At 71.2% G+C, this 22400-nt stretch carries 16 protein-coding genes; 4 read left to right on the forward strand and 12 right to left on the reverse strand.

Annotation, left to right across the window (positions count from 1 at the left end):
• Positions 1–101: 101 nt before the first annotated feature.
• The 7 genes from ACFRMN_RS29495 to ACFRMN_RS29525 all read right to left on the reverse strand — a co-directional run bounded on the left by ACFRMN_RS29495 (position 102) and on the right by ACFRMN_RS29525 (position 12541).
• Positions 102–1100, reverse strand: a complete 999-nt coding sequence (locus ACFRMN_RS29495; RefSeq protein ID WP_383024930.1) for an ImpB/MucB/SamB family protein — start codon at positions 1098–1100, stop codon at positions 102–104.
• On the reverse strand, positions 1097–4609 hold the full coding sequence (locus ACFRMN_RS29500; protein WP_383024932.1) for a DNA polymerase III subunit alpha: 3513 nt from the start codon (positions 4607–4609) through the stop codon (positions 1097–1099). The genes ACFRMN_RS29495 and ACFRMN_RS29500 overlap by 4 nt, the downstream gene beginning before the upstream one ends.
• A 401-nt stretch (positions 4610–5010) precedes the next feature.
• Positions 5011–6093: a S1 family peptidase gene (locus tag ACFRMN_RS29505; RefSeq protein ID WP_383024935.1), complete on the reverse strand. Its 1083-nt coding sequence runs from the start codon at positions 6091–6093 to the stop codon at positions 5011–5013.
• A gap of 310 nt (positions 6094–6403) precedes the next feature.
• Positions 6404–7738: an NtaA/DmoA family FMN-dependent monooxygenase gene (locus tag ACFRMN_RS29510; RefSeq protein ID WP_383024937.1), complete on the reverse strand. Its 1335-nt coding sequence runs from the start codon at positions 7736–7738 to the stop codon at positions 6404–6406.
• On the reverse strand, positions 7735–8868 hold the full coding sequence (locus tag ACFRMN_RS29515; protein WP_383024940.1) for an LLM class flavin-dependent oxidoreductase: 1134 nt from the start codon (positions 8866–8868) through the stop codon (positions 7735–7737). Before ACFRMN_RS29515 ends, ACFRMN_RS29510 begins: the two co-directional genes overlap by 4 nt.
• A gap of 15 nt (positions 8869–8883) precedes the next feature.
• Positions 8884–10956 (reverse strand): FAD/NAD(P)-binding protein, encoded by a 2073-nt coding sequence (locus ACFRMN_RS29520; protein ID WP_383024942.1) that lies wholly within the window; start codon positions 10954–10956, stop codon positions 8884–8886.
• A gap of 391 nt (positions 10957–11347) precedes the next feature.
• Positions 11348–12541: a DUF5685 family protein gene (locus tag ACFRMN_RS29525; RefSeq protein ID WP_383024945.1), complete on the reverse strand. Its 1194-nt coding sequence runs from the start codon at positions 12539–12541 to the stop codon at positions 11348–11350.
• A 237-nt stretch (positions 12542–12778) separates the two neighbouring features.
• Between ACFRMN_RS29525 and ACFRMN_RS29530 the strand changes: the two genes are divergently transcribed.
• Positions 12779–13213 carry a cell division protein SepF gene (locus tag ACFRMN_RS29530; RefSeq protein WP_383024948.1) on the forward strand — a complete coding sequence of 145 codons (435 nt, stop codon included), beginning with the start codon at positions 12779–12781 and terminating at the stop codon, positions 13211–13213.
• 35 nt (positions 13214–13248) lie between these two features.
• Here ACFRMN_RS29530 and ACFRMN_RS29535 read toward each other — a convergent pair whose 3' ends face one another.
• Entirely contained in the window at positions 13249–14472 is a 1224-nt protein-coding gene (locus ACFRMN_RS29535; RefSeq protein ID WP_383024951.1) for an acyl-CoA dehydrogenase family protein, read from the reverse strand.
• Positions 14473–14688: 216 nt separating this feature from the next.
• A complete protein-coding gene (locus ACFRMN_RS29540; protein ID WP_383024954.1) occupies positions 14689–16428 on the reverse strand; it encodes an MFS transporter in 1740 nt (579 codons plus the stop codon).
• A gap of 424 nt (positions 16429–16852) precedes the next feature.
• Here ACFRMN_RS29540 and ACFRMN_RS29545 point away from each other — a divergent pair, with 424 nt between their 5' ends.
• Positions 16853–17854, forward strand: coding sequence for a phosphatase PAP2 family protein (locus tag ACFRMN_RS29545; protein WP_383024956.1), 1002 nt, complete (start codon positions 16853–16855; stop codon positions 17852–17854).
• A 137-nt stretch (positions 17855–17991) separates the two neighbouring features.
• Here the strand turns inward: ACFRMN_RS29545 and ACFRMN_RS29550 are convergent, their stop codons facing one another.
• From ACFRMN_RS29550 to ACFRMN_RS29560, 3 genes are all read right to left on the reverse strand, one after another.
• Complete coding sequence (locus tag ACFRMN_RS29550; RefSeq protein WP_383024959.1) at positions 17992–18207, reverse strand: I78 family peptidase inhibitor; 216 nt, start codon at positions 18205–18207, stop codon at positions 17992–17994.
• A 351-nt stretch (positions 18208–18558) separates the two neighbouring features.
• Positions 18559–19518, reverse strand: coding sequence for a helix-turn-helix transcriptional regulator (locus tag ACFRMN_RS29555; protein ID WP_383024962.1), 960 nt, complete (start codon positions 19516–19518; stop codon positions 18559–18561).
• A gap of 64 nt (positions 19519–19582) precedes the next feature.
• Positions 19583–20473 (reverse strand): transferase, encoded by an 891-nt coding sequence (locus tag ACFRMN_RS29560; protein ID WP_383024964.1) that lies wholly within the window; start codon positions 20471–20473, stop codon positions 19583–19585.
• Positions 20474–21089: 616 nt separating this feature from the next.
• On the opposite strand from ACFRMN_RS29560, the gene ACFRMN_RS29565 reads away from it, so the two are divergent.
• Both ACFRMN_RS29565 and ACFRMN_RS29570 read left to right on the forward strand, forming a co-directional pair.
• A complete protein-coding gene (locus tag ACFRMN_RS29565; RefSeq protein ID WP_383024966.1) occupies positions 21090–21884 on the forward strand; it encodes a hypothetical protein in 795 nt (264 codons plus the stop codon).
• Positions 21881–22339, forward strand: a complete 459-nt coding sequence (locus tag ACFRMN_RS29570) for a hypothetical protein (RefSeq protein WP_383024969.1) — start codon at positions 21881–21883, stop codon at positions 22337–22339. The genes ACFRMN_RS29565 and ACFRMN_RS29570 overlap by 4 nt, the downstream gene beginning before the upstream one ends.
• The last annotated feature ends 61 nt before the right edge of the window (positions 22340–22400 follow it).

A 22400-nucleotide genomic window follows, 5' to 3' on the forward strand; every position in this document is an offset into this window, starting at 1 on the left:
AAGTTACGCGTCGGTAAAAAGTGCGACGCGTGGCGCCAGTTCGTGCTTCCGGCGCGGTCACACGGGAGGAACGGCCGCGGGACGGCTCCTGGCACAAGCGGTCAGTTGGCCAGAGCCGCCGGCCGTACGGCATCCGGCCCGAAGCGGCGACGCGCACGGTCCGCGGCGGCTTCGGCCGCGCGAGCACGGGCATCACCAGGATCCAGGGAGAGCTGACGGTAGGCGCTGTTGGCCGACCACAGGTCGTCGGCACGGATCACGAAGGCCCGGACCCGTGCTCGTTGCAGCCCAAGAGCCGCCAGCAGCCCCAGGGCGGCTACGGCGAGAGCCGGTGAGTGGTTGGTGGGTTCCGGGAGCGCACGCGTGCGCGTGGTGGAGCTGCGGTCGGCATAGCGCACGGTGAGGGTGACGCGGCCGGCGACCCGGCTTTCACCGCGCAGGCGTTGACCGATCCGGTCGGCCAGCCCCAGGACGACTCGATGACGCTGGGCCGGATCGAGGCAGTCCCGGTCAAGCACGTGATCGGCGGTCAGGTGCGCCACCGGTTCCATGGGGGTGACCGGGCGGGGGTCGTGGCCCCGGGCGCGTTCGGTCAGCAACCGGGCCTGGTCGACGCCGAGAAGACGCTGGAGGGTCGCCGGGGGCATGTCGGCGACCTGGCCGATGGTGTGCAGACCGTATCTGCCGAGTGTCGCCGCTGTGGTGCGGCCGATCCCGGGCAGTGCGGTGACGGGGCGCGGGTACAGCCAGCCGGCGGCCCGTTCGGCGGGGACCCAGGTGGTCTCTCCCGGCGCGGACGTGTCGGCCGCCATGACGGCGAGCATGCGGTTGCCCGCGAGTCCGGCGCTGCTGTCGATGCCGTAGAAGGCCTTCAGTCTGAGCTTCGCCAACTGGACCACGTCGTAGGGGGACAAGTCGAAGTACCGGAGTGCCGATGTCAGATCGAGTTGGACGGCGTCGGGCGGGGCGGCCTGGATATGAGGCGTGATACCAGACACCAGTTCGATTATATCGCGGTACTGATCCTCGACCGGTGCGGCGTGCGGGTCGTGCGGGAAGTGCAGGTAGAGATGGGCGATATGCCGCTGACGCGTGGTCATCCCGCGCTCCCCGGGCTGGTGTGGCCGAACTTCTTCAGATCGGCCGAGCGGCTGCCGGGGGGCTGGAGGTCGGCGTACGGGTGCAGGCGGGCGCCGGTGGTGCCGTTGGCAAGGGTGCGCCGCGGCTGTGCGGGGGTCGGGTGCGGGCGGTCGGCTCCGAGGAGTGCGAGTGCGGCCTCGGGACCGTTGTCGCGCCGGGCGGCGGCGATCTCGTCCAGGTCCCAGGCCATGGTGCCGACGACGGTGCGGCGGGTGCCGCGTACCTGGACCGTGCCACGCACCAGCAGCAGGCCGCTATGGAAGACGGTGTACGCGCAGGCCGGATGGGAATCCTCGAAGAACGCCAGATCGACCAGGCCCGAACCGTCCTCCAGGGTGACGAAGATGACGCGTTTGCCGCTGGCGATCGGCGGGGTCTGGGTGGAAGCCCGTACGCCGGCGACGAGAACCTGCTGACCAGGGCGCAGGCCGGCCAGATGCGCCGCGTCGGTCGCGCCGATCTCGCGCAGCAGCCGGTGATGGTGCTCCATCAGGTGCTTGGAGACGTCGATACCGAGAGTGTTCAGCTCGGCGCTCAGGGCTTCGCGTCCAGTCATCTCCGGCAGACCGCTCGGCCCCGCTCCGCCGACGGCGTTCGTGTCGATGGGCAGCTGGCCTTTGCCCGCGGACCGGGTACGGGACTGCCGGTGGAGTTCGGCGATCTGCAGCAGCAGATCGCGGCGCGTGAGGCGGCCGTCGTGAAGGCCGTTCAGTGCGCCGATCTCAGCGAGGCGTTCGGCGACCGGTCTGCTGGGGTGGGCCCGTTGCCAGAAGTCCGACAGCGATCCGTACGGCTGGCCCTCCTCGATTCGAGCGCACTCCTCCTCGCTGATGCCGTGCACCGCGGACAGCGCGAGCCGCACGCCCCACCGCTCTCCGTCGGCCTTCTCCACGGTGTGCTTCACCTTGGAGTGGTTGATGTCGACGGACAGCAGCGGCACACCGCGCCGACGGGCGTCGGAGACGAGGACCCGCTTGGGCCACATACCGGGGTCGTGTTCGAGAAGACCGGCCAGCAGGAACGCCGGATAGTGCGCCTTGAGCCAGGCGCTCTGCAGGGCCGGTACGGCGAAGGCGACCGCGTGGGCCCGGCAGAAGCCGTAGGCGCCGAAGGCCTCGACGGTCTTCCAGACCTCCTCCCGGACGGTCGCGCTGTAGCCACGCGCGCGTGCCTGCCGGTCGAACCAGCCCTTGATCCTGGGCAGTCGGTTCCTGTCGCCGAGTGCCCGCCGGGCGATCTCGGCCAGCGCACGGTCACAGCCGGTCATCACCGACAACGTCTCGATGATCTGCTCGTGCCAGATGGTCACGCCGTAGGTGTCGGCGAGCACCGGCTCCAGATCCGGGTGGGCGTAGGACGGTGAGCCGCCGTGGCGCGCGGCGACGTACCGCTCGGGCATACCGCCGGCGACCGGTCCGGGACGGAAGAGGCTGATGTCGGCGATGACGTCCTGTGGGTCGCGGGGCTGCAGCCGGGACAGAAGATCCTGCTGGCCGGGTGACTCAAGCTGGAACAGGCCCAGGGTCTGGCTCTCCTGGATGAGCTTGAACGCGAAGACGTCATCGAGCGGCACCTGCTGGGGATCGTCCAGGTCGATGTGGTTGCCGGTGGCCCGTTCGATCTCGGTGACGGCGTGGGCCATCGCGGACTGCATCCGTACGCCCAGAACGTCCAGCTTGATGTTGCCCAGGTCCTCGATCTCCTCCTTCGCCGCCATCGCCATGGGGTAGTCGCCCTGGGGTGTGGGCTGCACCGGCAGCCTGTCCAGGAGCGTGGCGTCGCTGATGACCACACCGCACGGGTGCATGGCCATGCCGTGGACCAGGGAGTCAAGGCCCTCGGCAAGCTCCCACAGCGGCCCGAACCGGTCCGCCTCGGCCGCCAGCGGTCGCAGTTCGGGAAGTTCGGCGAGCGCGCCGGTGATGTCCGAGGCTCTCAGGTGCGGGAAGCTCTTGGCGATCCGGTCGATGTCCGCGGGCGCGATCCCGAGCGCGAGGCCGGTGTCCCGCAGGGCCCGGCGGGCCCGGTAGGTCTCGGGCATCGCGGTGACCGCCACCCGCTCCTTGCCGAACCGGTCGAAGATCGCGTCGTAGCACTCCAGCCGTCTGGCGGATTCCACGTCGATGTCGATATCGGGCAGCGACCCCCTGCGCACGCTCAGGAAGCGTTCGAACAGCAGTCGGTGGTCGAGCGGGTTGGCCGTGGCGATGCCCAGCACATGGCAGACCAGCGATCCCGCGCCCGAGCCCCGGGCCGCGACCCGGATGCCCTTCTCCCGGATGTCGGCCACGACCTGGCCGACGGCGAGGAAGTACGAGTCGTAGTCCAGCGTGGAGATCACACCGAGCTCTTCCTCCAGCCGGTCGAGCGCGGCGCGGTCGCGGTCCAGGCCACGTCGGGCCATGCCGTCCTCGCACCGCCGGCGCAACAGCTGTGCGGCTCCTCCCGCTCCGGGCCGTCCCGCTCCGGCTCCTCCCGCTCCGGGCCGTCCCGCTCCGGCTCCTCCCGCTGCGGGTCCGGCGCCGAAGAGCTCCGGCTCCGGGAAGTGCGGCGTACCCAGCCCGAGGTCCGCTCGGGGGTCGACCGCGCACATGGCCGCCGTGGCAGCGGTGTCCGCCATCAGACGGTGTGCCCGCCGGGCATCCGCTCCGGCGCATTCGGCGATCATCCGCGCGATGACCGTCATCGCCCTTTCGTCCTTCAGCCAGCGCTGTCCGCTGTCCAGGCGGCGCCGGTCGATCGGCCGCAGCAGCCTCGCGGCGTCCAGGACATCAGCGAGTCGGTGCTGGTCGGGGTCGGCGTAGCGGACGGCGTTGGAGAGCACCGCGGTGGTGTTGGTGCGGTCGGCCAGTGCCAGGGTTCGGGCAGCCGAGCGAAGCGATCCGGGCCCGATGCCGGAACGTTTATGCACGACAGCTTCCAGCCTGAGTCCTTCACCGAAGATCTCCTGCCACGGCGCCAGCAGCTTCACCGCGACGTCTTCACGCCCGGCCGCCAGGGCCCGCACCGGCTCCGAGAGCGGTCCGAGCAGCACGGTCAGACCGGGGCCGCCGTACTCGCGCAGCGCTTCCCACGGCACCACCGGTGCCGTACCGGACACGGCACCGGCATGGGCGGCCGATGTGATGCGGCACAGCCGCGCCCATCCCTCCCGGTTCCGCGCCAGCAGAACGAACCGCAGCGGCGGCTCGACGACGTGCGCACCACCGCGCGCCGGGGTACGGCGCCGCTGGACCGGCGGCGGGGGCGCAAGGGCCTCCACCGCCAGATCGACACCGAAGACCGGCCGAACGCCGGCCCCGGCGCACGCCCGCGCGAACCGGACGAGACCAGTGACCGTGTCCCGGTCCGTGAGCGCGAGCGCCGTCACACCCCGCTCGGCCGCCCGCCGGACGAGATGTTCGGGATGGGCGGCTCCATAGCGAATGGAGTAACCGGACGCGACGTGCAGATGGGCGAAGCCCGCCATGTCGCACCTCCATCACTCCACCCCTTTTCGGCCATACACCCGATATGTTCATCGTACGCTCGTTCGATTACTCTAACCCCATCAGCCCAGGTCAGCGACCAGATTCGAACATGCAAACGATTCTTCGGCGAGTGGAACGGCGTCCGGGACAGGCGCCATCCCGTCACCTCCCCGGCCGGGCAGCGCAGTTGAGGGAAAACGCCTTCCGGGCGTGCGCCACGCACACCACCGCCGCCGCGTTCAGCGATCTAGGCCCCCGAATGCGTGACGTTTGGCGACACTGAAAACACTCTCCGTAACGATCCGGCGCCGTAAACACATGAAGGGGCCCGGTCCACCACAGGCTGTGGTGGACCGGGCCCCTCCTCCGAGCGGGTCGGTCAGCCGATCCGCGTCCGGGGTCAGCCGATCTGTGCTCCGTACGCGGCAAGCGCCTCCGGCACCGGCTGGAAGAACGTCTCACCGCCCGAGGAGCAGTTACCGCTGCCGCCCGAGGTCAGCCCGAGCGCGGTGTCGCCCGCGAAGAGCGAGCCGCCGCTGTCGCCCGGCTCGGCGCAGACCGTGGTCTGGATGAGCCCGTTGACGATGTCGCCGTTGCCGTAGTTCACGGTGGCGTCGAGCCCGGTGACCTCACCGTCGTGCACCTGGGTGGTGGAGCCGCTGCGGGTCACCTGCTGGCCGACGGTCGCGTCGCCCGCCCGCGTGATCGCCTGCGTGCTGCCGTCGTAGAGGTTCACCTCGCTCGGGTGCGCCACCTCGGCGGTGTACTTGACCAGGCCGTAGTCGTTGTCCGGGAAGCTGGACCCCTCGTTCGTCCCGATCTCGGTGCCCTGCGCGTCCGACCAGGTCTGGATGGACTCCGTGCAGTGCCCGGCGGTCAGGAAGTACGGCGCGCCGTCCTTGACCACGTTGAAGCCGAGCGAGCAGCGCCCGCCGCCGCCCGTGATGGCGTCACCGCCGGCGACGAAGGGCTTGAACTCCCCCGCCGTCTTCTTCAGTTCGGCCTTGTCGCCGAGCGCCTTCACCACGCCGCTGAGCGTCTTCCAGGATTCGCCCGTGACCGTACGGTCGGCCGTGACGACCACCTTGTTGGTCACCGGGTCGACGGCCCAGGACGTACCCGGGATGGTCGCCCGGTCCGTGAGGGTCTGCCGGGCGCTCTTCAGCTCGGCCAGGGAGTTCTGAACCAGTCTGGCCCTGCCGCCGGCCTGGCGCACGGTCTCGGCCGCCCGCTCGTTGACGACATTCACCACGAGCGCCTTCGACTCGGCGTCGTAGTACGTGCCGGCCGCGCCGGCGCCCAGGCTGTCGTCCAGGGTGGACGCGAGAGTTCCGGCCGCCGTGGCGGTCAGCGACTTCACCGTGAACTGGGGTGTGCTCTCACTGGCGTTCGCAGTCTGGAAGGTGAAACCGGCGACCACCAGAGCGGCCACGGCACCTCCCGCCATCGTCACGCGCTTCTTCGATATACGCCGATGATTCAACGTCAGCCTCCTGTGGGGGACCGTGTCAGGCCATGTGGGGTGTCCTGACACGGAGGATGAGGCGCCCACTATTCCGAGACAGACCAGTAACACACAAGGTCGACTTCAGGACCGATGTCCGCAACGGCCCCCGTACGCCGCACAGTCGGCCGACCGCTGCCGGACAGGGGCGGTTCCATATGCGAACACCCGGTGCGATCACCGCGTCATCAGCGGGTGAGGACTAGTCCTGTCTTGAATTCGCCCTTGCTCCCCTGGCGTGATCCTTCGCGATCCGTGCTCATACCGCTGAGCCTTTCCCTCGGGCCGCTCAGCCTTTCCCTTCGGGTGCGGGAAGCCCGAGATGTGAGCGCAAGGTGGTGCCCTCGTATTCCGTACGGAAGGCCCCGCGCTCCTGGAGGAGCGGTACGACCCGGTCCACGAAGTCGTCCAGACCGCCCGGGGTCAGATGCGGTACGAGAATGAACCCGTCCGCCGCCCTGGTCCGCACGAAGGTGTCAAGGCTCTCGGCGACGCTCTCCGGGGTGCCGATGAAGGACTGCCGCGCGGTGGTCTCGATGACGGTCTGCCGGATGGAAAGCCCCTTGGCCTCGGACAGCGCCCGCCACTTGGCCGCGACCGCGAACGGATCACCGTGCCGCACCCGGCCCTGGACCAGCTCGGAGTCCGGGTCCGGATCGATCCCGGGCAGCGGCCCGTCCGGGTCGTACGCCGACAGATCGCGCCCCCAGACCTGCTCCAGGGCGAGGATCGCGTTCTGCGGGGAGACCTGCTGCCTGCGGATCTCGGCGGCCCGTTCCTGCGCCTCGGAGTCACTGTCGCCGAGGACGAAGGTGACCCCCGGCATGATCTTGAGATCGTCCGGGTCCCTGCCGTACTTCGCCAGCCGGGACTTGGTGTCCGCGTAGAACTCGCGGCCCGCCTCCAGGGTGCCGTGCCGGGTGAAGATGACATCGGCGGCGGAGGCGGCGAACTCCCGGCCCTCCTCCGAGTCGCCCGCCTGAATCACCACGGGGTGGCCCTGCGGCGAACGCGGAACGGTGAACTCCCCCTCGATCTCGAATTGCCGCCCAAAGTGGGCGAACGGGCGCGGTGTGCCGTACGGGGCGCCGGGCGCGGGCGGGGTCCAGGAGTCCCACAGCTCCCGCGCGGTCGCGACGAACTCGGCGGCCCTGGTGTAGCGGTCGGCACGGTCGAGATAGCCGCCGCGCCGGAAGTTCTCCCCGGTGAAGGCGTCGAAGGACGTCACCACGTTCCAGGCGGCGCGGCCCGCGCTGAGATGGTCGAGCGTGGCGAGCCTGCGGGCCAGTTCGTAGGGCTCGTTGAAGGTGGCGTTCACGGTGGCGGCGAGACCGAGCCGGTCGGTGACGGCGGCCAGCGCGCTCAGCACGGTGAGGGATTCGGGGCGGCCGACCACGTCCAGATCGTGGATGAGGCCGTTGTGTTCGCGCAGCCGCAGCCCCTCGGCCAGGAAGAAGAAGTCGAACTTCCCGCGCTCCGCCGTACGGGCCAGCGCCTCGAAGGAGGAGAAGTCGATCTGGGACCGGGAGCGGGGGTCGGTCCATACGGTGGTGCTGTTGACCCCGGGGAAGTGCGCGGCGAGATGGATCCGCTTGCGGTCGGTACGGGATGTGTCGGTCGTCATGAGGTTCCCCCGGCGGGCGCGTACTGGTTGGCCGGGCGTGCGAGGTTCAGATGCTCGCGGAGCGTGCCGCCCGGATGGAAGGTGCGGAACAGACTGCGGTGCTGGAGCAGCGCCACCGTGCCGTTGACGAGCCGTTCGAGATCGCGCCGCGGCGCGGCGGGGGTGAGGTGGAAGCCGTCCACGGCACCGGTGCCGTGCCAGCTGGTGATCAGGTCGGCGAGATCGACGGGGCCGCCGCGGTAGTGCGGTCCGGTGTCCCCGGCCGTGGTGCGCGGCGCGCTCTCCAGGCCGGGTTCCAGCGGGCGTTCGCCGTCGCCGAGATCGATGGTGAGCGCGGCGAGCACCCGCAGCGTGTCGGGGTCACGGCCGTGGTCGGCGGCCCGTGACCGTAGCTTCTCCCGTACCGCCGCCGCCTCGTCGGGCCGGTTGGCCCTGACCAGGACGACATCCGCGTGGCGCGCGGCGGTCTCCCTGCTGTGCCCCTCGGTCGCGTCGACCACGGTGACGGGGTGGCCCTGCGGCGGGCGCGGCACGATGGACGGGCCGCGGACCGTGAACGTGGCCCCCTCGAAGTCGACATAGTGCAGCTTGTCGCGGTCGATGAAGCGCCCTGTCGATGTGTCGCGGATCTCGGCGTCGTCCTCCCAGCTGTCCCAGAGCCGGGCGGCCACGTCGGCCACCTCGCCCGCCTCCTGCCAGAGGGCGGGGACGGCGGCGGCGGGACGGCGGCCGAACAGCCGGGCCTCCGCCGGGGTGGTGGACACATCGACCAGCCAGCCGGCCCGGCCGCGGCTCACCCAGTCCAGGGTGGCCACGGCCGCCGAGACATGGAACGGCTCGGTGTGGGTGGTGGTGACGGTGGGCACGAGCCCGATGCGCTCGGTCGCGGGCGCGACCCGGGAGAGTACGGCGAGCGCGTCGGGGCCGGGGCGCGCGAAGGAGTCCTGGAGCGTGACGAAGTCGAGGGCGCCCCGCTCGGCGAGCCGGGCGAGTTCGACGTACCACGTGGCGTCGTAGGACCGCTGACCGCCGATCTCGGCGGCGAGATACAGCGGCCGGTGCGGCGGATTGCGCGACGGGGTGTGCTGGGGATTGTGCTGGGGCCGGTGCGGAGGTCGGGTGGCGGACATGGCGGGCCTTACCTTTCAGCTTCGGACGGGCAGCCCGTCCGGCGGTTGAGGAGCCGAAGCGGCCGTGGACGGTGCGCCCGCGGGCGGTGTGGCCGGAGACGGTGTGGCCGACGGCTGTGTGGCCGAGGGCTGTGCGACCGAGGGCTGTGCGAGGCCGGCGAGCAGGGTGAGCGCGGCCCTCGCGGTGGCGTCGTTCTGCCGGAACGCGGGGCCGCCCGTACGCGGCCGGGTGAAGGCGCCGCTGGACCGGGCGGTGGTGTACGGACCGAGCGCGAAGCGGCGGGGATGCGGGGTGCCGTCGCGCTCCAGCAGCCGCCCGTCGTCGGGGTCGACCCGTACCAGACCCGCCGAGATCGCGGCGGCCCCCTCCTCGTACAGCGCGCGCAGCAGCGGACTGCGGGTGCGTTCGGGCGAGGGGTCGGGCAGCCGCGCCTCGACCAGCGCGCGGGCCTCGACGTACTCCCCCGGTACGACGGCGCTGCCCGCCCGGAAGATCCCCCGCTGTCCGTCGGCCTCGACCGACATGTCCGCGCCCAGGAAGCGGACGATCCCGGCCCGGGAGAGCGCGAGCAGCTGGCGCAGCCGGGGCCCCGGCGGGCCGGAGGCGAGATAGCTGAAGAAGCCGTGCCAGCCGCCGCCGGGATCGCCGAGGTCGCCGAGGCGGATCAGCTGGCCGTAGACGGAGAGCAGCCCGAGGAAGACGGCGAGGTCCGCGCTGTGGGCCGGGTCGTGTCTGCGGGCCAGATCCGCGCGGATGTAGTCGCGCAGCCCGTCCTGGAGCGCGTCGTACGAGGGAAAGCGCAGCCCGGCCAGCGGCCGGTCGAGGGCGGTGAGATCGAGCCGGTCGGCGGGGTCGGGGACGGCCGCGCCGACCAGGGCGTCCAGCTCGGGGCCCCCGGGGTCGGCGGCGGCGTACTTCTCCTCGAAGTCGGTCCAGTCCACGCGGGTGCGCTCGGGGTGCGCGGTGAAGAGCCGGTGGTAGTGCGCGAAGCCCAGCTCCTTGTCGACCAGCGGCCGGACATCGCGCCGGAAGTCGGGCGGCACCGGCCGGCTCAGCAGTTCGTCGATCTGCTCGGGCCCGAGGAAGCGGGGCAGCGGGGGCCGTTCACCGTCGAGCCCGTAACCGATCTTGGAGTGGTACGGGACACCGCGCCGCGATCCGACGTACAGGACCGGTTCGCGTCCCGAGGGGTGGTAGACCAGCTCCCCGTTGTCGTGGTCGGCGCTCCCCGAGTAGCGTCCGCCGCGCCCTTCGGTGACGAGCACCATCAGATCGACGAAGGCGAGTCCGAAGCCGCGGACGAGGACGGGTTCGCCGGCGGGCAGGGCGGACAGATCGCTGTCCGCGGTGAAGTCGGGCGGCAGATGGACCAGTCCGTGTTCTGCCGCGAACCGGCTCAACTCCACCTGTTCCGCGTCCGGTTCGGCGTCGAGATGGCCGAGGGTGAGCACGACGAGGTCGGCGAGGAGCGGTTCGGTACGGTCCGCCAGCCGGACGCGCTGGCGTCCGCCGCGCGGACCGCTGACGCGCACGGCGTCCGTGCGGTGCTGGTGGACGGTGATACCGGGCGGCAGGGCGGCGACGGACTGTTCGTACACCCAGCTCAGATAGGCGCTCTGCACCCGGCGGCTGGGGAAGGTCTGGCCGGTGAGGGCGGCGATCTCGGCGCGCAGCCCGGCCCCGGACGGAGCCCCGGCCCCGGACCCGGACGGAGCGAGCGCCGCCTCGGCCGCCTCCGACTCGGCGGAGAGCCGCGCCCTGCCCTCCCTGATGTCCCGTGCCCATTCGTGCAGCGCGGGTCCGTGCCGTACCGGACCGGCCAGGGCCACCGTGTCATCGGTGAACATGGTCACGTCCCCGGCCATGGAGTTCATCCAGAGCAGCGGCGACTGATCACGGCGCCAGACCCGCCCGGCACCCGGCGGATGCGGGTCCACGAGATGGATGTCCAGCGGCAGACCGTCGTACAGGGAGCGCGCGTTGGCGGCGATCCGCTCCAGAAAGCCCGTGCCGCGCGGACCTGCCCCGACCACGACAACGGACGGGGTCACGGGTGAAGTGCGGACGGTGACCGAGGACACAGGCATGCGAAGGCTCCGTGGATACAGCGATCGAACACGGGAGTGCCTTCACAGAAAACGCAGGCGGACCTAGCCCCTCAGCACGATCCGCTTGTCCGTACGAGGCTAAGCGGTGTGTACGGCCCGTTGTCAAGCTTGTCCGTACTGTGAGCCGTCCGTCTCGGCTCGGTTGACGCGGAAACGGATGCCTGTTCCACTTGGCTCATGCATTCGCAGCAGTGGCTGGTCACCCGCTCCCACATCGACTTCGGTCGCGTGTGGTCCTCTTCCTGTTGAGCTGACGCCCTGCACGGCCTCCCCGTACTTCCGGCGCTCGCGCGCCGTTTCCCCGCGTGCCTTCACACGCAGAGCGCCACGCTTCTCCCCCCTCGCATGGATGCCCGAGCAAGGACGCCCGTCATGCTCCGCAGTCGCAGCAACTACAGGCGTCACAGCAGTCGCAACCCTCACCACAACAGTCGCAGCCGTCGGACCAGTTGCAGCAGCCCTCACGCTTCTTGCGTGACCACGGGCCCTCGTACTCGTCCGCACAACAGATCTTGCAGGTGCAGCACAGGCCGACGAAGACCGCGCAGCCGGCCAGGAAGCCGCGCTTGCCCGGCCTCGGCGGTGGCTGCTGCCCGAAGCCGGGCGGCAACCCGCCGCTGCCCGGACTGCCGTAACCGCCGTCGCCGCCATGCCCTTCGTGCGCGTGGGCCGTCGTACCGAAAGCGCGGTCGACCGACGCCCGCAGTTCGTGCGCCAGCAGCACATGCGCCAGCCTGCCGTCGGTGAACTCCGCGTCCCGCAGCGCCGGCCGGATTCCGCGCACCGCGTCGTCGGCGAGCCGGCGCGCCTCCGCGCGGGACGTACCGGTCGCGGTGAGCGGGTTCCACGCACCCGACGCGGCGTCAGCCGGCTGGTCCTCCACGGCGTCCAGCAGATGCGCGAGCCGCCCGAAGAGCCGCCCGGCCTCGGCCAGCGGGGCGCTGTTGCCCGGCCGGCCCGCCAGGACGGCGGTGTACGCGAAGGCCGCGGCGGTCGCCGTCTCGGTCGGCTCGGTGACGGTGAGCAGAGGAGTACCGGGACCGGCCAGCGCCTCGATCCCCTGCTGACGCTCGACGGCGTCGACCAGGACGGCCGTGTCGAACCCCAGCTCCGCGCCGGTGCGCGCGCCTGCCCTGTCCCACCCGTGCGCGACCCGGCGCGCGGCGGCCGCCAGCGGCCGGCGCCCCAACAGCCCGTCCCCGTCGGCGACGTGGTCCCGTATCTTCGCCGAGGCGAGTACCAGCGACACGGAGGCGGCGAGCCTCGCTCCCTCGCCCCTGGCTATCGGCGCCGTACGCATACCGCGCAGCGGACAGGGGCCCGCGGTGCGCCGCTGCCGTGCGGTGCGCTCCGTCTGAGCCTCCGTCAGAACCGAGACGATCAGACCGTCGTAGTTGGTGACGACCCGGGAGAACTGCCCGTGGTCCGCGCGAAGTGCCAGACAGAGCCCGCAGAGATGGGCCATCCACTCGGTCTTGAGCCCATCGGCGAGCCGATGCGTACATGGTCTGACGATTCCGAACACGACAGTCCCCCGAGAGTCGTTCACAAGTGCGTGACGCATCGTACCGAGCGATCGGTTCACCCGTACGTCCCCAGCGTCACCCATCTGGCCGGAACGTAATATTTTGTACCGACTCAGGGCCTGTACGCTGGAAGAACCTTGACGAACCGCCACATCTTCTGCACCAGTACCGTCACGAATCATCTGCGCGCCGACTATCCCCTTGGCGCGCGATCCGCATGATGGTCGACCATAGGGATAGGGAACGTCATGTGACCGCGGTGAAAGGAGGCGTCCATGGGATCGGTGCGCAAGGCGAGTGCCTGGCTGGGCCTCGTTGAGGACAACGACGAGCGTTACTACGACGACGAGTACGCCGAGGAAGCGGAGAACGGCGACAACTGGCGGACCGACCCGCGCGTACGGGTCGTCGCCGAGGCCGCCCCCGAGCAGGACCGCAGAATCGCCACCGTCTCCCCGGACAGCTTCCGGGACGCCCGGGCCATCGGCGAGCTCTTCCGGGCGGGCACCCCGGTCATCATGAACCTCACGGCCATGGAGCCCGCCGACGCCAAGCGCGTGGTGGACTTCGCCGCCGGACTGATCTTCGGGCTGCGCGGCTCGATCGACCGCGTGGCCACCCGGGTCTTCCTGCTGAGCCCCGCCGACACCGAGATCGTCACCGGCGAGGCCGCGGGCCGCGGCAAGGACGGCTTCTTCAACCAGAGCTGAGCAGGGCGCTCACCGGTTCGCCCGGTCCCACGGGGTCACCGGAAGGCGTCGAGGCCGGTGAGCGCCTTGCCCAGGACGAGCTGGTGCATCTCGACGGTGCCCTCGTACGTGAGCACCGACTCCAGGTTCGTCGCATGGCGCATCACGGGGTACTCCAGCGAGATCCCGTTGGCGCCGAGGATGGTCCGCGAGGTGCGGCAGATCTCGATCGCCTCCCGCACATTGTTGAGCTTGCCGAAGCTGATCTGCTCGGCACGGATCCGGCCCGCGTCCATGCGCCGCCCCAGATGGTGGGCGAGCAGGATGCCCTTGTGCAGTTCGAGGGCCATGTCGGCCAGCTTGGCCTGGGTGAGCTGGAAGCCACCGATCGGCCGGCCGAACTGCTCCCGGGTCCTGGCGTACTGAAGCGCAGCTTCGAAACTGGCGCGCGCCGCGCCCATCGAGCCCCAGACGATGCCGTACCGCGCGTGGCTCAGACAGCTGAGCGGGCCGCGCAGTCCGGTGACCTCCGGGAGGACGGCGTCGGCGGGCAGCCGTACGTCATCGAGAACCAGTTCACTGGTGACCGAGGCACGCAGTGACCACTTGTGGGTGATCTCCGGGGCAGAGAATCCGGGGCTGCCCGCGGGGACGAGAAAGCCGCGGATGCCCTCGTCGGTCCGCGCCCAGACGACGGCGACCCCCGCCACCGAGCCATTGGTGATCCACATCTTGCGGCCGCTGAGCACCCAGTCGGAGCCGTCCCGCTTGGCGTGGGTGCGCATTCCGGCCGGGTCGGAGCCATGGTCGGGCTCGGTGAGTCCGAAGCAGCCGATGATCTCGCCGGCGGCCATGCCGGGCAGCCACCGGCGCTTCTGCTCCTCGGAGCCGAAGCGGTGGATCGCGTACATGGCGAGCGAGCCCTGTACGGAGACGAGCGAGCGGATCCCGGAGTCGGCGGCTTCCAGTTCCAGACAGGCGAGTCCGTACTGGACGGCGGTGGCGCCCGCGCAGCCGTACCCGGTCAGGGACATTCCGAGCGCGCCGAGTCCGCCGAGTTCACGGGCCAGCTCACGGATGACGGGCAGTTCGCCGCGCTCGTACCACTCGGCGACATGCGGCAGGACCCGGTCGGCGGCCCAGGTCCGTACGGTGTCCCGGATCGCCAGGTCCTCCGGTTCGAGCAGATCGTCGAGACCGAGGGGGTCGCCGGGGTCGAAGGGCGGGGGCTTGACCGAAGAAGGTGCGGACGGTGCGGAAGGAGCGGACGGTGCGGACATGGGACGGCCTCCGGCGGCTCGCACGACATGGGACGACTCGAACGACTTCGAACGACTTCGGACGACTTCGGACGACTTCGGACGACTTCGGACGAGCCGTAACTAGCAGCGCTAGTTACGGCTCGGTGACGACGTTACGACGCAGTGTGCCTCGCGTCCATGCCCCGCCCGCGCCAAACATCCCCGGCTCGGTACGTCTCCCCTGGTTCGGTACGCCTAACGAGAGCCGCGGCCCGCCGGGACGGCCGCCTCCGACGACTCACGCGCCGCCGTCGGCGCTCTGCGCGGCCCGGGCGGCCGCCGCTCCTGCGGCCGGGGCGGCCGTGCGTCCCCGGACTCGGCCGCCTCTTCGCGCGCCTCACGCGCCTCCACGGACGGCCGCTCCGCGACGCCGGGCTCCTCGGCGGCGCGCGGCGGGCACTCCATGATCTTCGGCAGCCGCAGCGCGGCCAGCGCGCCGAGCAGCAGCACCCCCGCGCTGACGAGCAGCGTGACATGCAGGCCGTGGACGAACGAGTGGCGGGCGGCGATACGCAGCGTCTCCCCCGCGGGCCCGCCGAGCCGGGCCGCCACCTGATACGCCTCACCGAGCGAGTCGGACGCGGCCGAACCCGCCGCCGTCGGCACGCCCCTCACCGCCGACAGCGCGGGCGCGTACACCGCGTTCATCACGCTGCCGAGCAGGGCGATCCCCATGCCCGCGCCCAGCTGGTACGAGGTCTCGCCGATGGCCGCGGCCCCGCCCGCCTGGTCCGCCGGAGCCTCGCTGAGCATCGACTCGTACGCGCCGAAGAGCGTGGTCTGGAGCCCGAACCCGAGCAGCACGAACGCCGCGGTCAGCAGCCCCGGCCGGTCGTGCTGGCCCATCAGCGTCAACAGCAGCACGGCGCCCGCGGTCAGCAGGAAGCCCCAGGCCACCATCCGGCGCGGCCCCACCCGGCGCAGCGTGGCGGAGCCGGTGACCCCCGCCGCCATGGCGGCGAAGGTGAGCGGCAGCAGCCGCAGTCCGGTCTCCAGCGGGCTGAGCTCCAGCACCAGCTGGAGGTACTGGACGGCGATCAGCTCCAGGCCGACCAGGGCCAGCATGGCGAGGACGATGCAGCCGACGGAGGTGGAGAACGCGGGCCTGGCGAACATCCGCATGTCGATCAGCGGATGCGCCCTGCGCCGCTGTCTGCGGACGAAGAGGACGAGGAGCGCCACGCCGGCACAGAGCGGGCCAAGGGTCTCGGGGCCGAGCGGCCCTTCCCCGGCGCCGAGCCGCTTCACCCCGAAGACCACCCCGAGCACCCCGGCCGCGGCCATCAGCGCGCCGAGCACGTCCCAGGGGCCGTCACCGAGGCCCTTCGACTCGGGCAGCACCAGCCGGCCGAGCGGCAGCAGAAGCGCCAGCAGCGGGATATTGATCAGGAAGACCGAGCCCCACCAGAAGTGCTCGACGAGGAAGCCGCCGAGCACCGGGCCGAGGGCGGCCCCGACCGCGGCGACCGCCGTCCAGACACCGATGGCCATGGCGCGCTCGCGCCGGTCGGGAAAGACGTCACGCAGGATGGAGAGTGTCGCGGGCATGATCATCGCGCCGCCGATACCGAGCAGGGCGCGCGCCCCGATCAGTACCAGCGGCGTATCGGCGAGCGCCGCGACGGCCGAGGCCACCCCGAAGAGCGCGTAGCCGATGAGCAGGACCCGGCGTCTTCCGATGCGGTCGCCCAGTGTGCCGAAGAGGATCAGCAACGCGGCACAGACCAGCGGATACGTGTCCACGATCCAGAGCAGCTCGACACCGCTCGGCCTGAGGTCGGCCGTGACGGCCGGGACGGCGACATGCAGCACGGTCGCGTCGAGCGCGACCAGCAGCAGGCTCACACAGAGGACGACCAGGACGATCCAGCGGTTGGCACCGCCGCGGGCCCCGGCCGCGCGCAGCCGGGCGCCGGCCGTGGTGCTCCCGGACATCTGAGTACCTCCCAATGCGTCCCTCGCGCTCGGCGGGCCAACGGGGACACGGGTCCCTCGGAGCGGCCCGGCATCGACGGGCGAGTGAGCCGCCAGCGTACGCGAGTGAACGTACGTGGCGCGTGGTGCATCTCTCACCGTTCCGGGCGACGAGTGTGGCGTACGCCACTCCGCCGCGCCAGGACCGGCGCTCCGAGCGCGCACGAGCGGTAGGGAAATTCCATGCGACGCCACGGTGAACTAATTCTGTTCCGCACAAAGACAGTTCCGGGAACGGCATGCCGATTAATAGGGCCGAAGGTCCCTTCGATTTCCGGAACGGCCCCTGATAAACCACGCTCCGAGACGGACTCCACATCACATCGTCATCACAAAGAGACCGGATCGACCGGTTCACTCGCTCACTCGCTGTAACGTCGATTGGGTGCGTACCGACATCTTTGCCCGTCTGGACCGGGAGCCGGAACCGCCGAAGATAGAGATCCCGCGGATGAGCCGCACCCGCAAGGCTCTCTTCGGCGGGACGCTGGCGTTCTATCTCGCCATCGTCGTTGCCGTGCTCGCCTCGTCCTCGCTGGTGATCCTCGACTGGAAGGTCATGCTCTTCCGGCCCTATCAGCAATGGCCGGAACTGCATCCTTTCCTCGACTACTTCGTGGTGCTGGGGCAGCGCGGCCCCACGGCCGTGATGATCGCGGCCTGGCTGGGCTGGCGCTCCTGGCGGCAGCACACGCTGCGGCCGCTGCTGGCACTCGGCACGGCGCTGCTGCTGCTCAACGTGACCGTCGGGGCGGTGAAGCTCGGTCTGGGCCGGCTCGGCCCCCACTACGCGACGCAGATCGGCTCGGCCGAGCTCTTCGCCGGCGGCGATATATTTCCTTCGGGCCACACCGCCAACGCCGTGGTGACCTGGGGAATCCTGGCCTATCTGGCCACCACGCCCCGGGCCAGGCGCTATCTGTCGGTCATGTCGGCCGTGGTCGCCCTGGGGGTCGGCGCGACGACCGTCTACCTCGGTACGCACTGGCTGAGCGATGTGCTGCTCGGCTGGGCCGCCGGGCTGCTGATCCTGCTGGCCCTGCCGCTGTTCGAGCCGCTGATCGGCCGGGCCGAGCTGGTCATCTTCGCGGTACGCGAGCGGTGGCGCGCGCGCCGCAGGACCACCCCGTCGACCCCGGTCGCCTCCGGCGGCCCACGCCCGGCGCCGGTGTCGCAGGAGGCGTCGGCGCTGGCCAACGAGCCGCCGTGCGAGCCCATCGGAGCAGGTCACAGCGGCCACAGCGGCGCGGGCCTGAACGCCGGCACCGTGGCGGGTACGGGCCGGCTCACCCAGCCGAGGCCGCACGCGGTGCGCTCGGAACGTACGCCGGGCACTCCGGCCGGCAGCCGCCGACCGCCGCACTCGCGGCCCATGACGGGCGGCTGAGCGCCCCCAGGGACCGCGGGGACGGTACGCACAGCCCCTCCCCGCGCATACGAAGGCCCCGGCTCCGGCCGGGGCCTTCGTATGCGCGGGGTGCCGTCAGGAGCCCCGTCGCGGACCGCGGGCAGCCGACCGACCGGTCAGCCGAGCCAGCAGCGGATGACCCGGCCCGCCTCCACCTCGAAGTTGAGCCGGCCCGCGACGAACTCCATGGTGATGATCGATCCCGGGGGCAGCGCTCTGACAGTGGTCCAGCCGCGCCGGCGGGCGATCCGTCCGGCGCTCTCCGAGTCGAGTCCGACATAGGACTCAGGGGCGTCGTCGGGCTGTGGGGGTGGAGTCGGTATCGGTGCCATACCACTCACCGTAGGCGCCGGGGACAGCGGAAGGAAGCCGAAGGAAGCCGAACTGATACCCCGTTCGTATGCCTCTCGTCCCTGCGCGTCACACTTGTGTCACAGGTTCCGGCGCGCTCCGGATGAGAACGGCGTCACTCTTACGGCCCCTTCACATCCGACTTCTTAGAAATTCCACAACCTCGAAGATCACATAAATAGTCCGACTGAATTCCACCGCCCACGGCAGTGATTTTCCGGTCGGCCGAGGAAATCAATTGATGGGCCGTCGAGGAATTCACGAGTCCCCCGCACAATCCGCCGCCGGCCGACACGTACCCGCGCCGGCGTCTTCCCGTTGGCGCGGGCCTGTCAGCCGAGGGCGCGGGACAGCCGGTCCCGTACGACCCTGATGCGCTCGGTCAGCTCCGGTGGCTCGATCACCTCGAAGTCGAAGCCGAGCAGCACCAGATGGATCACCATCACATCCAGGGTCGCCGCCCCGGTCCGTAGCAGACAGCTGTGCTCGTCGACCGGCTCCAGAACGCCCGAGGACGGCCAGACCTCCTGGGCGGCCTCCTCGGCGGGCGCGTGCAGCCGGACCACGGCCGTCGTGGCGTAGGCGCGGGTGGAGACGCCCCGCGAGACATACGCGGCGAGGTCCTCGGCGGGCGGGGTACGCGGGGTGAAGCGCGGTCCGTGCGGGGGTGTGGGGGTGATCCGGTCCACGCGGAACGTACGCCAGTCGGCGCGGTCCAGGTCCCAGGCGACCAGATACCAGCGGTGTTCGGTGCACACCAGGCGATGCGGCTCGGCAGTGCGGCGGGTGACGGTGTCCTCGTGGTCGCGGTACGCGAAGCGCAGCCGCTCGCTGTCCCGGCAGGCGTTGGCCAGCTCCGTGAGGACGCCGGGGTCGACCGTGGACCCACGCGGCCCGCTCAGCATCGGCACGGTGAAGGAGTTGAGGGCGCTGACCCTGCGCCGCAGCCGGCCGGGGAGCACCTGCTCCAGCTTCGCCAGGGCGCGTACGGAGATCTCGCCCATGCCCTCGATGCCGTTGCCGGCGGCGGTGCGCAGACCGACGGCGACGGCGACGGCCTCCTCGTCGTCCAGCAGCAGCGGCGGCAGCTCGGCCCCCGCGCCGAGCTGGTAGCCGCCGCCCGTGCCCGGGCTGGCGTTGACCGGATAGCCGAGTTCGCGCAGCCGGTCGACATCGCGCCGTACGGTGCGCGGGGTCACACCGAGCCGGTCCGCGAGGTCGGCGCCGGACCACTCGCGGTGGGCCTGGAGCAGTGAGAGCAGCCGCAGTAGTCGTGCCGAGGTCTCCAACATGGGTCCGAGTCTCACAGCCCTCGCGGACAGCTTCTGTCCGCAAGCCCCCCGGGCCTCGCTCCGGTCAGGTCAGCGCGTCGACGTCGGCAGCGGGGTCGAGCCGTACGCAGAAGTCGTTGTCCTGGGTGTAGCCGGGGGCGGCCAGCCAGCCGTCCGTGCCGTGCGCCGGCGAGACGCCGTGCGCCGGATAGACATGGATCGCCCGCTTGTCCCAGATGTCGTCGAGGATGCGGGAGATCCGTATGCCGGCGGCGTCCGGCGCGGGCACCAGCCACAGATCCCAGCGCCTGCGCTCCTGGCCAGGCCCGCCCGGCCCTTCGGCCAGCGGTCCGTACGGCAGGGTGAAGGCGAACACCCCGCCCCGGCCGGTCACGGCCACCCGGTGCGTACGGCCGTCGCCGCGCGGCCGGGCCTCGGCCCGCGCGTGCTCGCCCAGCTCGGCGCCGTACACCACGCCCTCGACCGACATCCCGGCCGGCTCGCAGCGGACCGTCCCGGCCTCGGCGTGCGGTGCGCGGAGCCACGTCCTGAGGGCGAGCCGGCCGTCCGCGGTGGGGTACGGGACGCGGGCCGCGACCGGGCCCGCCCCCGGCACCCGGTCGATCAGCGCCCGTACGTCCCTGATCCCGGGCCGCACGGGCTGGTCGCCGGAGGCGCCCGCGAAGATGTCCCAGTGGCCTTCGGCCAGTTCGACGGTGCTGGGCAGCACGGCGCGCAGCCGCGCCCGCCCGGCGCCGATGGCGGTGGCGCCGGCGGGACCGGTCAGCGGCAGCCGTACCTCGTCGTCACCAGCGCCGCGCGTCCCATCGGCGTGGCCCGCCCGGCGGCGCAGCACGAGCGTCGCGTCGGGGCGGGCGGCGTCCGTGATGTCGAAGGTGATTCCGCCCGCCGAGTCGGCGACGCAGTCGGCGGTGCACACGGCGGGCGACGCCCGCCGCGCGATGGGTCTGGTCATACGGTTCTGCCCTTTCGGATCACATCTGCGGCCTTGTCCCTGACGGTGAACGCGCCGCCGGATAAGACGCCGCCCCGGGCGGGCCGCTGGTGCTTCTGGCCGTCACCGTCGCGGCCGGGACTGTCGCGCCGCGGATCGACAAGGCGACTCGGCCCGTGGAGCTGAAAAGAGAGGTGCATGCCGTGCCGGGTCTCCTGGTTCCTTCCGATTTCCGCCGGTCCCTGTTCGGGCCGACCGATTAGATGCGGAAATGACCCACATGGTGCCGACTCGGAGCGGATCGGTACGTTCACGCGCCGACAGCGCGCCCACCAGGTCCCGTCCGGGCCCCAGAAGGAGCAATGACTTTCGGCCACCCTATTGATTCGCTGTTTTCCTGATTTGTCGACCTGTCCATCTGTCCATGTACGGACCCGCTCCATGGTGTACCGGGTCAACTTCCGTTCGCCCGGCAGACGTTGAGCCGTACCGGCCTGTTCAGGCCGATGGCCCGCGCCCGGCCCGGGATGGTTCGATTCCATGCCCCTTCGCGCGTGACCCGGGCGACGGCTCGCCCGTTGTCTTCTGTACGAGCCGGGAACAGCCCGGCTCACGCACCGAGTTCGAGGAGCCACCCGTGCCGCGCATGCTCGATGTCAGCGAGGACGTACGCGCCGAGATCGGCGACGAAGAAGCCGACCGGCTGCTCACCGGCGAGAACTCCCCGGGCAGCTACGACTGCACGTCCTGCCGGACCCCCGGCGACTGCGAACAGGAGCGGACCAGCACCGTGCTGTTCGTCGGTGAGGAGACCGCCGTTCTCGCCTTCGCCCACGCCACCTGCATTCCCTCCCAGGTCGTCCAGGTCGCCGAGGACCAGCTCCAGGGGGCGGTCCGGTCGATCACCGGCGGCGAGCCCCAGCCCCCGGGAGCGCGGGAAGTCCCCGCAGCGGGCTCCAACCAGGCCGTGCTGGGGGTCACCAGCGGTCTGGTGCTGATCGAGGACGATCTGCACCCCGCCCTGGTCGTCGAGCCGACCGCCCCGATCGTCCGGCCCGGCTCGGACGCCACCATCGACGAGTTCCTGCCGCTCCTCGTCGAGCAGGGCTTCCAGCCGCTCGGTGATCTGAACCAGGTGCCCGCCCCGCTGCCCGGCTGGTCGGTGCTGCTCGCCATGGGACAGCTGCACGCCGTGCTCCAGCCCGGCACGGGCGGCGGCACCCCGACCGCGTGGTGGCAGGCCCATCAGCCGCTCCAGGTCACCGAGGGCTGGCGGACCGCCGCCAACAAGTCGCACACCGTCCTGGTCTTCGCCGCGCCGGTCGGCTCCATCGGCCAGCAGCCCCGCGAGGACCTGCTGCGCGACGCCCTGGAGAAGGCCGCGGCCAACGGCAAGCTGGTCGCCGCGGCGATGCCGCTGGCCGGCACGTGACCGGGGCCACGCGCCCCACCCGCCCGCCGCTGCGCATTCCGGTGGCGGCGAAATCCCAGGACAGCCCGCATCCGACGGGCGACGAGGTCGTTGGCACGTACGTGCACTCATACGACCCCACCCGCCAGCAGTACCAGAGCCACATCCCGTCCATGCGCCCCGCGCAGGATGTCGCGGACGGGTTCTCCACGACCCCGATCTACGACGCGCTGTACTCCGAATTCCGCCGGTCCTTCAGGGCGCTGCCCGGTGACCGCAGCAATGAGGAGAATCTTGGCTTCACGGCCTTCGGCACCGGGCTGCACGCCGCGCGTGGCGGGTACGGCGGCCACTCCGGGCTCGGGCATACGCCGTACCCCGGGTCCTGGCAGCGCGATCCCCGGCAGCACGCGGGACGGCCGGCTCAGGCGGCGCTCCCGCCCGCCCTTCCTCCGGGCCCCCGCCGGGGCAGATGACCACGCCGGAAGCGGTGGGGCCCGGCACGGACCCGGAGGGGGCGGGCCCCCCCCCACGCGG

It is taken from the genome of Streptomyces sp. NPDC056835 (genome assembly GCF_042789485.1).
Classification (GTDB): domain Bacteria; phylum Actinomycetota; class Actinomycetes; order Streptomycetales; family Streptomycetaceae; genus Streptomyces.

What these genes read in the sequence shown, in the direction of transcription:
- ACFRMN_RS29495 (WP_383024930.1), bottom strand. Translation starts at nt 1,100, where the DNA reads ATGACCACGCGTCAGCGGCATATCGCCCATCTCTACCTGCACTTCCCG.
- ACFRMN_RS29500 (WP_383024932.1), bottom strand. Translation starts at nt 4,609, where the DNA reads ATGGCGGGCTTCGCCCATCTGCACGTCGCGTCCGGTTACTCCATTCGC.
- ACFRMN_RS29510 (WP_383024937.1), bottom strand. Translation starts at nt 7,738, where the DNA reads ATGACGACCGACACATCCCGTACCGACCGCAAGCGGATCCATCTCGCC.
- ACFRMN_RS29515 (WP_383024940.1), bottom strand. Translation starts at nt 8,868, where the DNA reads ATGTCCGCCACCCGACCTCCGCACCGGCCCCAGCACAATCCCCAGCAC.
- ACFRMN_RS29520 (WP_383024942.1), bottom strand. Translation starts at nt 10,956, where the DNA reads ATGCCTGTGTCCTCGGTCACCGTCCGCACTTCACCCGTGACCCCGTCC.
- ACFRMN_RS29525 (WP_383024945.1), bottom strand. Translation starts at nt 12,541, where the DNA reads ATGCGTCACGCACTTGTGAACGACTCTCGGGGGACTGTCGTGTTCGGA.
- ACFRMN_RS29530 (WP_383024948.1), top strand. Translation starts at nt 12,779, where the DNA reads ATGGGATCGGTGCGCAAGGCGAGTGCCTGGCTGGGCCTCGTTGAGGAC.
- ACFRMN_RS29535 (WP_383024951.1), bottom strand. Translation starts at nt 14,472, where the DNA reads ATGTCCGCACCGTCCGCTCCTTCCGCACCGTCCGCACCTTCTTCGGTC.
- ACFRMN_RS29540 (WP_383024954.1), bottom strand. Translation starts at nt 16,428, where the DNA reads ATGTCCGGGAGCACCACGGCCGGCGCCCGGCTGCGCGCGGCCGGGGCC.
- ACFRMN_RS29550 (WP_383024959.1), bottom strand. Translation starts at nt 18,207, where the DNA reads ATGGCACCGATACCGACTCCACCCCCACAGCCCGACGACGCCCCTGAG.
- ACFRMN_RS29555 (WP_383024962.1), bottom strand. Translation starts at nt 19,518, where the DNA reads ATGTTGGAGACCTCGGCACGACTACTGCGGCTGCTCTCACTGCTCCAG.
- ACFRMN_RS29560 (WP_383024964.1), bottom strand. Translation starts at nt 20,473, where the DNA reads ATGACCAGACCCATCGCGCGGCGGGCGTCGCCCGCCGTGTGCACCGCC.